General features: G+C 42.9%; 10 protein-coding genes. 8 read left to right on the top strand and 2 right to left on the bottom strand.

Annotated elements, in window-relative coordinates; genetic code table 11:
- Positions 1-248: 248 nt before the first annotated feature.
- A complete protein-coding gene (locus KIV40_RS17405; RefSeq protein WP_285350462.1) occupies positions 249-1922 on the top strand; it encodes an alkaline phosphatase in 1674 nt (557 codons plus the stop codon).
- A gap of 95 nt (positions 1923-2017) precedes the next feature.
- Here the strand turns inward: KIV40_RS17405 and KIV40_RS17400 are convergent, their stop codons facing one another.
- Entirely contained in the window at positions 2018-3121 is a 1104-nt protein-coding gene (locus KIV40_RS17400) for a phosphoribosylaminoimidazolesuccinocarboxamide synthase (protein ID WP_285350461.1), read from the bottom strand.
- 1618 nt (positions 3122-4739) lie between these two features.
- Here KIV40_RS17400 and KIV40_RS17395 point away from each other — a divergent pair.
- The 7 genes from KIV40_RS17395 (at position 4740) to KIV40_RS17365 (ending at position 15156) form a co-directional block, all read left to right on the top strand.
- The gene (locus KIV40_RS17395) at positions 4740-5078 is read left to right on the top strand and encodes a hypothetical protein (RefSeq protein ID WP_285350459.1); all 339 of its coding nucleotides are present in this window, start codon (positions 4740-4742) and stop codon (positions 5076-5078) included.
- Positions 5079-5161: 83 nt separating this feature from the next.
- Positions 5162-5509: a hypothetical protein gene (locus tag KIV40_RS17390; protein WP_285350458.1), complete on the top strand. Its 348-nt coding sequence runs from the start codon at positions 5162-5164 to the stop codon at positions 5507-5509.
- 432 nt (positions 5510-5941) lie between these two features.
- On the top strand, positions 5942-6274 hold the full coding sequence (locus tag KIV40_RS17385; protein WP_285350457.1) for a hypothetical protein: 333 nt from the start codon (positions 5942-5944) through the stop codon (positions 6272-6274).
- A gap of 16 nt (positions 6275-6290) precedes the next feature.
- Positions 6291-6668, top strand: coding sequence for a hypothetical protein (locus tag KIV40_RS17380; protein WP_021017774.1), 378 nt, complete (start codon positions 6291-6293; stop codon positions 6666-6668).
- Positions 6669-6679: 11 nt separating this feature from the next.
- On the top strand, positions 6680-13993 hold the full coding sequence (locus tag KIV40_RS17375) for an RHS repeat-associated core domain-containing protein (protein ID WP_285350454.1): 7314 nt from the start codon (positions 6680-6682) through the stop codon (positions 13991-13993).
- A 2-nt stretch (positions 13994-13995) separates the two neighbouring features.
- The gene (locus KIV40_RS17370; RefSeq protein WP_285350453.1) at positions 13996-14634 is read left to right on the top strand and encodes an SMI1/KNR4 family protein; all 639 of its coding nucleotides are present in this window, start codon (positions 13996-13998) and stop codon (positions 14632-14634) included.
- 48 nt (positions 14635-14682) lie between these two features.
- Positions 14683-15156 (top strand): hypothetical protein, encoded by a 474-nt coding sequence (locus tag KIV40_RS17365; RefSeq protein WP_285350452.1) that lies wholly within the window; start codon positions 14683-14685, stop codon positions 15154-15156.
- A 133-nt stretch (positions 15157-15289) separates the two neighbouring features.
- On the opposite strand, the gene KIV40_RS17360 is transcribed toward KIV40_RS17365, so the two are convergent.
- Positions 15290-15503: helix-turn-helix transcriptional regulator (locus tag KIV40_RS17360; protein ID WP_285350451.1), on the bottom strand; the 214-nt coding region annotated here is incomplete at its 5' end.

Below are 15503 nucleotides of genomic sequence, written 5' to 3'. Positions count from 1 at the left end.
TCCTCCTACTCGATTTTTGAATGTCATATTTATCAATAGGTTCATGGTTTGTTGGAAATGTGATGAATATAGAGTATTTGCACTTTAATTAACAAAAATGTCACATCCAGAAATGTAATTGTCATAACTAGCTTCTAACTTAATGTTTTTTAGAGTAATTAGCCAAACAAACCCAATACCAAAATTGGCCTGTTACTTAGCGTAGGAAAACGCGCATCGATAAGAACACAATAACAAAGGAAGTTACTATGTCATTGTCTCGCCGAGATTTTATAAAAGTCGTCTCTTCAGGAGCCGTTGCTACCACACTAACTGCATGTGGGAGTGATGAAAAAAATACAGTCACCGCTGCCTCATTCGAACATGGTGTCGCCAGTGGTGACCCAACACAAACTCAAGTAATCATCTGGACACGCGTGACTACGGAAGCGAGTTATGTCGATGTCTCTTGGCAGGTGTCTGCAACGGAAGACTTTTCTAGCATCGAACAAAGTGGCACTTTTACCACAGATACCAGCCGCGATTTTACGGTCAAAGTCGATGTGCAAAACCTTAATCCAAGCTCCCAGTACTACTACCGATTCATGGTGGGAGAAAATACGAGCATCGTTGGTATGACACAGACCTTACCGGAAGGCAGCGTGAGCAAAGCGTCTATGGCAGTCGTGTCTTGCGCAAATTATCCGGCGGGGTATTTCAACGTCTACAAAGAGATTCTTTCACAGCATCAAAAGGAAGCGTTTGATGTGGTTTTGCATCTCGGTGATTACATTTATGAATACGGTGCTGGGGGTTATGCCAGTGAGGATGCGGCAGCATTGGGACGTGAGCCAAGCAAGGGCACCGAATGTATTACGTTAGATGACTACCGAAAGCGCTACGCTCAATATCGCCAAGATGAAGATCTCCAAGCCCTGCATGCAGCATTACCGATGATCGCAATCTGGGATGACCACGAGTTAGCCAATGATGCGTGGAAGGAAGGGGCGGAAAACCACCAAGACAACGAAGGCAGTTTTAATGATAGACGTGCCGCGGCGGCAGCGGCTTGGACTGAGTGGCTTCCTGTGCGAGAAAATACCTTTTCAAATATGCTGATTTATCGTCAGTTTGCCTTTGGTGATTTGATCAATTTGATGATGCTCGATACTCGATTGGTAGGCCGTGACCAGCCATTGGATTATTTTTCTCTCGATGCTCCTACTATGGAAGCGATTGGTGGATTAGTTGCGCAGTCTCGCAGTACAGAACGAGAACTACTTGGTACAGAGCAGCTCGCTTGGTTAATCAATGCGTTTAATCAAGAAGCAAAATGGAATGTGCTTGGGCAGCAGGTGCTTATGTCGAGAATGGAGCTACCTAGCTCGGTGATGTTGGCGATTTTCCAACTCTTTACGGCGACGGATGAGCAGAAAATGGACGCGCTGCTAGCAGTGAATAATGCGATCGCCAGTTATCTTGCTGATCCAAGTTCGGACACCGTAAAGTTGCCATACAACCTAGACGCTTGGGATGGCTATTACGTGGAACGTGAGCGTGTTTATGAAATCGTTAAAGCAAGCTCAGGCAATTTTGTTTGCTTAGCTGGTGATACGCACAATGCGTGGACCAGTGAACTGAAGGATGTGTCAAACAACCCTGTTGGTGTCGAGTTCGCGACAAGTTCGGTCAGCTCTCCGGGCTTGGAAGAATATTTAGCTTTGGAGCCCGTCGCCATTGCTCAAATGGAATATACATTGCCAAATCTAGTTTCTGAACTGCAATGGACAGACATCAAGCAACGTGGCTTTATGCGTGTCACCTTTACACCTGAGAAAGCAGAGTCAACGTGGTATATGTTATCTACGATTAAAGATAGAAACTATCAAGTAACCAAAAAAGTGGCATCCACATCGGATGGGTTGACGCTTGATATAGAGTAGGGGACGACTCGTCGCTTTGTTCAAAACATAAAAAAGTCCGCACTTGTGCGGACTTTTCGTTTGGTTAATTTAACCGTTCAATACTGAGTGCTACTTCAGTCGATCAAACCGTATTCTTTGCTCAAAATTTCGATGATTTCAGCTTTTGGATCGTTGCTCAACTTGATTGGTTGGCCCGTTATCTTCTCTGCAATACCGATGTAAGTGCGTGAGATGTCCATCAAAGATTCTACTGGCAGTTCGTTATCACGAGCAAGCGCTTCACGTTCTGGCATGCGCTCTTTGTTTAGTAGAATATCAGGATCTGGGAAGTGGCTTAGCAAGAACTGACGGAAACCTTCTTTAGAGTTTTCAACGATGTTGCCCGCTTGGTATTCTTTCGTATCCCAAATACGTGACGAATCCGGCGTACCGACTTCATCCATATAAATAAGCTTTTCGTTACAGGCAGCATCGTGTACATAGCCAAATTCAAACTTGGTATCCACAAAAGTTTGGTCAATCGCTTCGAGTGCATTGCTGATAACGTTAAAGCCTTCTTTTAATAGCTTCTCGTACTGCGCGATGTCTTCTGCGTTTGAAAAGTTAAAGGCTTCGAAGTTGTCTACGATGTTCTGGCGAGTAATGTTGACATCATCCGCTTCAGGAACGCCAGGAATGCCTTTCAAAATACCTTTGGTCGAAGGCGTCATGAGCAATTCAGGCAGTGCTTTATCTTTCTCAAGACCTTCAGGAAGTTCAATACCACAGAATTCACGTTCGCCATTTGCGTAGGCACGCCACATAGAGCCCGTGATGTATTTACGGCAGATTGCTTCAATCTTAACTGGTTTCGCTTTTTGTACGATCCAAACGAATGGGTGAGGGATATCCAAGATGTGGCTATTAGCAAGGCCGTTATCTTTAAACAATTTGAACCAGTGGTTAGAGATTGCGTTCAATGCAGCGCCTTTCCCCGGAACGCCTTTTAGTCCACCTTCGCCGTGCCAGATACAATCGAAGGCTGATATACGATCACTGATCACCATGATAGCCAGTGGCGCGTCAGGTGCGACATCGTATCCTTTTTCTTTGATCAGTCGTGCGCTGTCTTCTTCAGTTAACCAGTAAACAGAGCGGACTTTTCCGCTGTGAACAGGCTTGTGGGTGCGAATTGGCAGGTCGTCATTGACGTCAAGTACTTGATTTGCAAGGCTCATTGCGACATTCCTATCATCTTAATCAAACGTCATAAAGAGAAGATATTCAGCGAGAAGTATGCGCTGAATAAATCGAATGAAGGCATCATACCAGAACTATTTTAACTCGCCAGAGAAAAAGCAAACGTTTGCCATAAAGGGTTCTGCAAAGAATGAGATAGCCAGAGTGAAAAGTGTGCTTTCTTATTTAAGGAGGGCATTAAAAGAGATGATCTCCACATTTTGGTCAAAGCGATCATCATCGAATACTGCTCTATTGTTTTATTTGCCAAGTTAGCAACCAATTCTTTCTAGCGAGTAGTTAACCTTTCATATTCATTGCTGATTAATAAAGTGAAAAGTCATTTTATTTCTAAGCAACATAATTTTTTTAAAAGAATAAGGCTTGATTCGTATATATGATTAATGACTTATCAAGAACATCACTTTAATTAAATTAGTTTTTTTTAATTTAGAGTTTTCTTATTTAAGTCGGTTGGGTGATTTTGATTTTATAGAACCATAGAAAGATCAAATGTTAATAAATGTTTTTGTTACTTTTTGAGTGATTTTTATTGATATATTCATAAATAATTTTTACTTGTAAAATCGATTTCGTAATTGTTTTTATGGAAATTATACGATCCTCTTACATTTTCATGACAAATTGGCTTGTTTTTTTATAAAATCATTGTAGGTTGGCGTTTATTTATTAATTAAATTCAGGTCAAATGCTTTTTATTTCGCGATAGAATGAGAGTTAGCTTCTAAAAGCCAATTGATATTAAGCGATTCTTGTCTTTTAAGACCTATGGTTAGAATGTTTAGTTGTCAGATTATATTAACAAGATGATGTAAGGAAAATAAAGTGAAGAAGGTGTTGTTAGTTGCACTATTATTTGTATCGTTGCCAGCGTTATCTGGGGCATTTTCTAGTGCGGCTGTGCCGACAAGAGTCGATATAGAGAGGGGAAATGGCTTTATGGTAATTTCGGTAATCCAATGAACTGCACAAGAGAAAACAGATTTTTTATTCAAAAAACACATCCACAGTATAGCGAAATCTATTCAACTGTTTTAGCAGCGTTTACTGCACAGAAAAAGATACGACTATATTCTCACACTTGCGCTCCTGTTGGTTGGTACTCTCGACCTGAAGTTACATATAACACTGTTACTCCAGCTGGAACGGTGTATATCCTTAATTAGAGCCTACTCATAAGAGTTAGGTGTATTCATTCAATGTGTGAGAAAGTTTATGAGAAAATCTCTAATTGCCATTTTATTATCAGGTATATCATTTGCAAGTTATGGCAAATATACCTGTGTCTGTGAAGTTAAAGGGTTGAGTATAGCCCCTCAGACAGGCGATGTGTTGGTTGAAAAGTTAGGCCCCTTGAATTGGCCTAGGTTGTGTAGAGTTGGTGGAGACTACAACGGAATAAGTCAAGAGACGTGCAGATCCATTTATTCCACGCTGCTGACCGCGCAAACAACCAACAAGGAGGTCACGCTCTGGTTCAACGACCGTGGGGATTGTACCGATTCAAGCCATAAACCATGGGACTGGCTAACAGGTTGGTATTTTGGGCCAAGGCTCAATGACTGAGTATTTGAACGTTAAATTTGGAAAAACAACATGAAGAAAATCTTATTACTACTTTTATTATTTCCTTTCACAGTAAACGCAAAGTACACAGCAAATTTTAGAGGTGAAGTGAAAGCGGTGCTAACTTACCCGGGAAGCACCGCTATTCTGATTCGAGTTGAAGGTATGCCTACCTCGCATCCTAAGTGCACCAATACTGACTATATGGCTATTGACCCAGCAATATCGTCAGAGTCTCGTCAACTCATTATGTCCAGATTGTTACTGGCTTACTCAACCAAAGAAAAGATTAACATTGGGTATGACAAAGACAGTAATACAGATTCTTGCTCTCATGGAAATCGAATGAAAGTGCATCGAGTTGGCTAGATAATCTGTACTCAAATTATGTACGAGCACCGTGTATGAATAGAAGTAATTGCGGCCAAAATTTAAAATAGAGGAGATATCACATGAGAACTTGGTCTTTAATATTGAGTATGACATTAACAATGCTTACATCCTTTCAATCTTTTGCAGCACCGGGGTGGTCAGGTAAATCTAAAATTTCCAGTATCTATGCACTTAATGAAACACAAGCACTCGTTAAACTCGCAAATTTCCGAAATCCGCACAATTGTGAAGTCAATTCAAGCGGGGATATCATTCTTAATCCTCTTACCAATAAAACCTGGTTTACCATTCTGTTATCTGCCCATATGGCGGGTAAAGAGGTGGATATATGGGTAAATGCGAGTTGCGATAAAACGCATTGGGTCGGCCCAACGTTTGCGACCATCGGTCACGTGCGTATTTTTTAACATAGCTAAGCTGCGTTCGTAAAATAATAAACTCTAAAAGAGGAATAATCAAAATGAATAAAATTGTTTGTCTTATCGGTTTATTTATCTCTGTGGTGACTATACCAGCGTTTGCAGATACGCATTGTAGAGGAAAGGTCACATATCTTGCTATCGGACGAGGGGGGACGGTGCTAGTCAGTGGTCCTGGAGGATTACCAAGTGTGTACATTTGTAATGTTCAAAATAAGTACAACGACGTGGAAGTAGAGAGTTGCAAAACGATGTATAGCACTTTGTTGGCAGCAAAGTCACAAGACAAAGCAGTCAATATCACCTTTCTACCTAATATAGACTCATGCTCGTCATTTAAGAGCTGGTCAGTAGCAAAGAACTTAAATTGGGTTTTCGCAAGCTAATAACCTCAAATCTACCCAAATAAAGGAAAACAAAATGAAAAAATGTCTATTTACTGTCGCAGTATTTGCGATCCTATCTTCTCCTGCCTTTGCGGTTAGATGGAAAGATTCGCCATACGTCGAAATCAAGAAGTTATATCCACACAATTCAGGGTTCGCTTTTTACACTGAGCACAAAGATGAGACGGTTTCAGCTTGTGATGGTGGCTTTCGTTTTGAAATCCCTGCCTCAGCACAAAATTACGATACGAAAGTAAGCGTTATTATGGCTGCTTTTGTGGCAAAGAAGAAAATCCTTCTCAGGTACGATGCGGAGCAAACGAAAGTGTGTGCTGCTGTTGTCGATCGATTCTTGGTTAAACCCTAGAAAAATGGAAATTCGAATGAACCATTACTTGCGGTACTCATTGGTGTTGCTATCCGGGGTTATAGTTGTCGGTTTTACAATTTTTTCTGGTTCAAATGTATCCAATTCGCCAGATGTAGTCCCAACAACAAAAGGTGAGCTTTTATCCAAGCAGTCTTCACCGGTGGTTTTGAGCGATGACGTGGCATTTCCGTCTCCCGTTGTCCAATTACAACAAACAATGGCAGCGGGTTTAGTGGAGCTTGCGGAACCCTCTCTTGAGTTGATTCGGGGGGATTTACAAGATTTTTCTGATACAAATGTAGATGAAACGTATCAACCGCCCTCAGAGCTTTCTGACCTAGAGTCACGCTTAGAACAATTGCAACAACTTCACAAAAGTCTTAAACAATAAAGGACAAAGTGGTGTCAACTAAAAAGTCTATTCAATATGCAACGATATTTGCGGTGTTGTCCGCAAGCGTTGTATCAAGTTCACTTGAAGCCAGAGTTCCCTCACTTTACAAAGATACTCTTGGACTCAGTGGCGATTATGCAACCTCAGGTGGCGAAGCCACATATACTTTACCCATCATAGTGTCAGCGGGGCGTGCTGGCCATCAACCAGAACTCAGCCTTGATTATCAGAGCGACTCTCCTAATGGTATTATGGGCATGGGCTGGAGTTTAGGCGGTCAGTCCGTTATTTACCGTTGCGGTAAAAACTTAGAGACGGACGGTAACTGGGGTGGCGTGCACTTTAACTCGGACGATCGTTTTTGTATCGATGGTCAGCGCCTTATTGCGGTTGAAGGCCCCGATGGCGGTGATTTAACCGAATACAGAATAAAAAAGAACGGCTACAACAAAGTTGTTTCTTTTGGGAGCAGTGGTAGTAGCGGCCCTGCTTATTTTAAGGTTTGGAAAACGGATGGCAGCGTTCTTGAATACGGCGTGACTTCAGACTCTCGTGTTGAGCTACCAAATGAGTCCAATGTATACAAGTGGTCTCTGAATAAGAGAACAGATACGAGCAAACAAAATCATATTCAGTATCACTACCGCGAAGATAACGCTGGAGGGCGTCATCAGTTAACGAGCGTATCTTACATCGGTGGTAAGGTTGAATTTATTTATGAAAATAGAGAAGACAAAACCTCACAATACCTTCACGGTAAGAAGTTAGTCCGCGACCAACGCTTAAAGCGCATTAATACCTTTGACGCAGAGGGAACAGAAACGGCTAACTATCAGTTAAATTATCAATACTCTAAATACACTGGCCGTAGTTTGCTGCTAGATATTGACTATGGCAGCGCTTCAGGTGGAAGCAGTACCCCTATATCATTCTCATGGAATGAACCCGGTGCAACTCAGCTAACTTTTGACATGACTCCGATAGTCAATGTGGGCAATCTGCCTATACCTGATGCACCAGAACAAATATTGAGAGCGCCTGGAAAGCTTATAGAGTTCGAAAAAGTTAATTACTTTGATGTCGATCGTGATGGAGAAAGCGAACCTTATGGGATCGTCGAGTCTGCAAAACCAACAAGTGGGGGGTATTTGAGCGCATCTGGAAGTATTCATGATTTTGAAGGCGCCCCCCAGTCCCCAGGTCACGGTGGTACTTTATTAGGCAGTATCGATAACCCGTCAGTTCTTGCTTCAAACGTAAAAGAACATTGTGAACGAGATGGAGATGGCTCACATCGGTGCACATACTCCTACAGTGTAGATCCCGACTATATACGAGCTAGTTACGCACCAAATAAAAATGGAGTGCTGGTTGAATACAATGCGAAAAAAAATGTTGCAGGGGATTTTAATGGTGATGGACGACAAACATTAAAGGCTTTAGATAGTTATTCACCTTGGATTTTCTCAAACGGCGAATCGCATCAGGGCTCGCGACGCTATATTCCTACCACAGCATTAGACATCGATAATGATGGCGTCGATGACTATTATTTCCGGTATCGTGCTTCAGATTACGTAACATTTGCTTTATCAAGCCAAGCGCAAAACAAGTTTGATATCTACTGCCCTGATGATTGGTCGTGCGATTTTCTAGACTTAAATCAAGATGGCTACCTTGATAGCATCGGATATAAGATTGATTACCGACGCCAAACTGTCACTTTGCGTACCTCTTTTTTTAATGGTTTAAAGTTTGATAAAACAAATAGTTACAGCTTTAACTTTTTGAGAATAGGTAGCAGTTATGAGCCGATTCCCATCAACGTAAATTTTATCGACTATAACGCAGACGGATATATCGATTTTTATGTCGATGGAAAAGTGCACATCAACCAACGCGTAGGTGAACTTTTTGATAAATCTAAATCGCTTAGCATGGTAAAAAACGTGTATCGAGTTAGTGATATCAATGGTGATGGAATCGATGATTATGTTACGCATGCTGAAGACCGACCACCGTTTAAAAAGTCAAAAGTACACTTATCTACGGGCTTTGAGGTTGACCGCATTAACATTATCCAAGAATACGCCCGCACATTTAAAATCGAATACAAACCAGCGTCGGATAAATCTGTACACAAACAAAAGCGATACTTTGATTACCCTTACTTGAATACAACACCAAGCAAGCAGTTGGTTGCCAACGTGGTTAAGGAGCCCAAAGGATATGCAGCAACCAGATACTCCTACCACTATGAGGGAGCAAAGTCGCATGCGCTAGGCGGTGGCTTTTTAGGGTTTGCAAAAATTACCGAAGTAGAGACTAACAACGGCTCATTCCTTGTTGGCAATAAATACGACTTTGTTACCACAACAACGGTAAGCGAATACCATCAGTTAGATTTAAAGAGAGCAGGAGAGCTAAAAAAAGTCTCGGTTTACAAACAAGGTAAAGGTGCAAAACCGTTCGTTTATCGAGAATCTGATAAAGTGAGTGCCACGGATTTCAGCTACACGTCAGTAGACAGAAACAATAGTGCTTTTCAGGTCTACCCAAACAAAGTTGTGAAGAAAAGCTATGAAAATGGGGCATTACAGAAAACGGAGACCATTACTCGTCAATTGAATGCGTTTGGCGTATTAACGAAAGAAGAAAGTACGCTAGTTAACGCCAAAGATACGCGTGATGCTTTTACCACCACCATTTACAACATCTATGTTTCTAGTGGATATACGACGACATCTGTTACATACAACACGATATCGCGTCATCAGGTGTCGGATATGTCGGCGAAGTTTGCACGTTATCAAGATGGGCTGACAGGGTATTGTTCAACCAGTAACGATGATGTTTACTTTAAGCCAAACGATAAATTCGTCCTCATACATAGTGAGGTGGATACCCCAATTTTAGTGACACGTCATAACGAATATTACCGTTACCGTGTAGCTAAAAGCCAATCCAATTCTTACAGTGGAATCACGCAGCGAAGTGGAGAGCTAACTCAAATCAGTCGTGCCGAGTTCGAGCGCCAGACCACTAAACCTTGTGGTGACTTTACCTTTGGCAACATTATTGGTGATTCACAGCCTGAATTGAGTACAACAACGGCTAACTTATCACAGCGAGTGACGCAGTCGGGTAATGAATATTGGCAAGTTGGGGCAGTAAAGCGCACAACAAGTAAGACGACAGCCCAACAGCATGGCTTAAGCAAACTTACCCTACAAGATTACGCCTACACGCAGAACGGCTTGGTAAGTAGTGTTAGAACCAGCGGCTCAGAATATGAGCCTGGTTCTGGTTCAGGTCGCACGCTCACGACAGCTTATCAATATGACGCTTGGGGTAACATTCGCCAAGAAAGCCAGTACGGCAGCGATCTTGCTCGCCGAACCACAACCTATGGTTATGAGCAAAATGGCCTCAAACTTAAAACTACTACCAACGCTAAAGGGCATACCACTACGTGGGAGTATGATGCCCAAGGTCGTCTGCTGTCTGAAACTAGTCCATTAAGAGGGCGCAAAACACGTTACCAATACGATATGTTTGGACGTGTAAAAGTGGCGACATTGCCGGGTACTGGTAATACCGTTTCCACGGACTACCAGTTAGGTGCGGTTTGTATGAACGCACTTGAGACCACGGCACACTGTATTACGGAAAAAAAAGCCGATGGCTCAGAACAGCAAACACAGTTTGATTATGCCGACAGAGAAGTCCGTCGCCTTCATCGAGCTTTTGATGGTCGCTGGGTAGTGGTCGATTCTGAATGGGACCAGAACGGTCGTAAGCGTTTTGTCACGGCGGCAAAGTTTTTAAACCAAGCTGGTGATGCCCCACGAGTTACGTTTGACTACGACCTCTACAACCGAGAAGTCCGCCGAATAGAACCAGCAAATCGCGGTGGATTAGCGATATTTACCACTCGTTACGATGGCTACAAAATAGAAGGCACGGATGCTCGTGGCTTTAAACGTAGCACCACCCACAATGTTATGGGGCAGGTGATCCGTAAAAACGAGCCACTTGGTGCTTATCAAACGTATCAGTACTACCCTGATGGCAAGCTAAGGCGTACGGTAGATTCTGAGGGGAACGTTACTCAAGTAAAATACGACAACTTAGGTTATCGAACAGAGCTAGATGATCCGGATATCGGCCATTGGCACTATCGCTACAACGCACTAGGGCAGCTTGTTTATAAGCGAGATGCGAATGGAATCGTCACCACTATGGGTTACGATACGCTGGGGCGTAAAGTTGCGCAGAGCGACGGGAACGAGGCATCAGAATGGCGATACGATGAGCGTGGTGCCCTAGGTACACTATCTTGGATGAGTGGTAAGGGGCAAAGGACAGATTATTTCTATAACTCCAACGGACTTTTACAAGAAAAAGCAGTCACAGTCGGGCAAGAAATTTTCTCGACGCAATATGAGTACGATAAACTTGAGCGCTTAGGACGAGAAGTTCGTCCTGATGGTCAAACGTTAAAGTCTGCTCTTGGTAAAAAAGACGACCAACGTTTAGCGGTGGAGTATCTTTACAACCAATTTGGCTATTTGGGCGCGGTAAGAAGCCCAAAAACTTACGCTGATGATATCTTTACCAGCGCCAAATTTCGCGAAGATATCCGCCAACTTCTTACTGGGGCGATCAACCAAGCGAATACGTATCTACAACGTGCGAGTCGATACGCAAGGCAGGAGCAATTCTTCCGCACTAAGCAGTTAGAGTATGAAAGAAAACGGGTTGACGTTTATAACCTTGATAGTGCGTCTGCAGCATTACTAAAAGATAATTACCGTTATAAACAGTGGTGTGATGGACAGAACACGTGCTACTTACGCCCAGCAACTTGGTTAATGCTGCATGATGACATCACTATCCCTCTGGATGTCACGCTCGAAGGACAAGCTTACCAAATAACCAGCGAAAAAGATGGTGATATATGGGATGCCTTTACATCAGGGCTACAAGCACATGATCTGTCAGCAACGACCATTTCTGAGCAGGAATTAGCTGGACTTAGCCTTACGCCGATGAAGGACATGCTTTTATCTGGCGATTACGATGAGGATGGCCAGCCAGACATAATGCATCAAGGCGATATTTATTCGGCGAAAGCGGACGATGAACTGCGTGGTGAATTATTATTCGCAGCAGAAGATCTTGAACAAGCCGCTAATATTGCTAACCGCCAGTACAAGCAATACAAAGCACTGGCGGCTGACATGATTGGGTTGTCGGAGAAAGTCGCGAAACTGAGTGGCTTATATTGTGAGTTTGCTAATGACTTAGCTGGTAACCGAGTAGATGCGAGTCTTCGTAAAGAGTGCAGAAGCAATGGTGGTGTGAGCCAAGCCGATATGTTGGATACGATTTTAACCAACGCGGAATTGGCTACGGCAAATAAAAATAACGCCTACGTTTATTATTGGCAGCGTCAATCGACCGATGCTTTTGACCACACACTCAGTGAAATGCTGGGTAACGGGTTGATGAACACGTACGATTACGATGCAGACACCGGACGCATGAATGCGATAGCAACTTATCAGGGTAATCATGTCTACAGCTCAGATAAAATAAGCAAGCCATCTCGAAATCAGCATATTCGTTACTTGCGTTATCAATACGATGAGCACAACAACGTCACTCAGCGCTTTGATGATCAACTCGGTATCACAGACATTTGGACCTATGATGCGTTAGATAGAGTCGAGACCAACACCATGGTTCTGGTTGATAGGGCTCGCCATGGTCTTAACAACCCGGATCTGACAGGTAAACGCAGCTTCGAATATGACAAGCTGGGTAATATCCGCCACAAATCAGACGTGGGTGTTTATCAATACTCTGGAGTGGGAGCGGGTCCGCATGCTGTCACCAATGCAAATGGTTTAGACTACAGCTACGATGCTGTGGGTAACATGATCAGCGCGAAAGCGAAAGGCAGCAAATCCAATGAGCGAACGATGCGTTGGTCGCCGTTCAATAAGCCGATCAAAATCGTGCGTGAGGGTAAGTCGGTAGAGTTTTCTTATGATGCGAACCACGACCGTTACTTAAAGCGAAGCTCAGACGGTAAAGTTACCTTCTACTTTGGCAAAACTTATGAACGAGAGAAGGACCTTAAAACAGGGGAAATACAACACAAGCACTTTATTTTCGCTGAGGGTAAGTTAATTGCGTTAAACACCCAAACTGTTGATAGCAAAAATCAGCTTAAGAATAAGCAAGTGCGCTACTTGCACTACGATGCGCTGGATTCTGTTGATATGGTGACTGACGGTTACGGCTTAGTCGTAGAGAAACGTAGCTATGATACTTGGGGTAAACAGCGCCACGTTGAGTGGCAAGATAAAAGCGTCGCGAACGTTGTACAGTCTGCGATTACCAACCGAGGTTACACTGGGCATGAGGAAATCACTGAAGTTGGATTAATACACATGAACGGACGTGTGTACGACCAAGAGTTAGGGCGCTTTACGAGCGCAGATCCACTTGTTCAGTCGCCGTATGTGGTGAATAGCTTCAACCGCTATGCATATGTGATGAATAACCCGCTCAGGTATACAGACCCAACAGGTTTGATGGCGGAGCAGCCTGAGGTTGATTCTACTGGTTCAGAGGGTGGCGGTAATCCTAGTGACGCCAGAACACCAAAAAATGGAAGGCAAGAAGGCTCGGACCATCGTGAGGAGAAAGTTACCGAGCAAAAAGAATCGCTATCCGAAATAAGTCAGGACGAGGAGGAGAAAGAGGAAGGCTGGGGGTTCTTTGGAGATGTTGTTGAGCTGGCCTACGACCTTTCGCCAGTTTCTACTGTTGTAGATCTCGCTATTGGTACTGCAAAGACAGTCGAAGCTCTTGCAACTGGTGATTTTCAAGGAGCAGCTGCTCAGGCTGGAATGACTGTTGTCGGCGTTGTTGGGAAAAAAGTTAAAGGACCTGCAAAGTTTGCCGAAAAAGTATATGATAGAGTTACAAAGAGAGTAGAAGTAAGCCTCAGTCGTCACCCTGAAGCAGCCAAGCACATACAAGATGCTCAGGCAGCAGGTCATCCCAAAACTTTAACTATCGATAGAGCAAATGCCCCCGCTAACCGAAAAGCATCGTTGAAAGGAGTACCAACTAAGAAAGGATTGGACAGGGACGAATATCCGCCGGCGATGTTTAAAGAAGGTGGGGCAGGAGCAAGTGTCAGACATATTAATCCGAGAGATAATCGTGGGGCAGGTTCGTGCATTGGTGGGCAGTGTAGCGGATTGCCGGATGGAACTCGGGTCAGAATTGATGTTGTGGATTAGGTATGGGTAGTTATATTGATAAATTAGTATTAATTTCTAGTGACCAGTTATCTCAGGGGAAAGTTGCACTTCCTCTGGAAATATTGGAACTGGCAGGTGAGTTAGGTAATGAACTCGAAGATTTATTAAATGTTAAAAATGGTTTTTTTGCATTTGAGTCGGCACTTCGCGTTTTTCCTAGTTTAACTTCAGAGAACTCTATAGGCTTGGTTGACTGGAATGCAGATAGCTTATGGCGAAAAGACTATTCTGGTTTTACTGATGGAGCTTTGTTTTTCGCTGAAGACATTTTTGGTGGTCAATTTTGCATCAAAAACAATGTGATATGTTCTTTTGAACCAGAAACTGGAGCTTTTGAGGAGATGGCCTCTAACTTCGAAAGTTGGGTTCAAGAGCTATTAAGTGATTACAATGTTTGGACTGGATACTCTCTTGCTCATGAGTGGCAAGAAGCTTATGGAAGTTTGCCAAATGATATGCGCCTTATGCCAAAGGTACCGTTTGTTTGCGGGGGGGCCTTTGAGCTTGATAACTTGAGTGCCATTAAAGCCGTTAGTGGTATGAGAACGAGAGCAAACCTAGCATGTCAAATTGCTAATTTGCCTGATGGGGCGCAAATAGAGTTTAAAATTATTGAATAGATAAAAAGCCCAGTTTGAACTGGGCTTTTTTTGGGTGGGGATGATTAAATGAAATCTTATTCTTTGGAAGTTTTTGCTGATTATAATCAGGTTTATTTACACGATGAAACTATAGAGCCAGACCTATCAGTAGCATGGGATGATCAAGCTTATGAAAAATTAATTGTTGTGGATCACGGCTGTATTGCACTATCAACGGCAAGGAATATGGATGTACCTGTTGAAATTGTGGTAAGTGATGAAAAACCTGATATAGCCAAGAAGTCATGGGAGCACATTGTATATTGCGGCATAACTTTGGCTTCTGGCTTGTTGGTTGCTCGAGGGCCGAGTGATTATTTACCTGATGCTACAAGAGTTAAGTTAAAGCCTGGAAATTATGCTGCTTATGTTTTATATAAAGGATTAACTACTCTTAGTGAAGATGGCTTAGAGGGAGATGATTATTACAAAATAATCTTGTGGCCATCTGATGATGCGGTTGATGTTACTGTATTAAAGAACAGTGGTTTTAACTGTTAATAGTATAAAATTAAGCCCGCTTAATATGGGCTTAATTTATTTCTTAGCCACTTGCCTTCCTGAATCCCATCTTCTGGACTGATACTTAATTATCAGGCTCTCCAGCACTTCCCGTATCACCACCTGCTCACCCTCAGGCATCTGACTGATAGCCTCTAGCTGTAAAGCAAGACGTCACCAGGGCCACGTTCATGTTCTTCAAACTGTTCACATGCACACTCAGTACATCAGCCATCTGCTGCTGGGTTAGCCCTTTCTCTTTGCGTAGGGTAATAAGTCTCTTAGCTAGGCTCATCATCAAAAGTGTTCTGATTAACGTTGCCATTATCTTAACCCCTAGTTTATTA

The organism is Vibrio sp. D173a (assembly GCF_030248475.1).
This window is presented reverse-complemented; position numbering and strand designations above follow the sequence as displayed.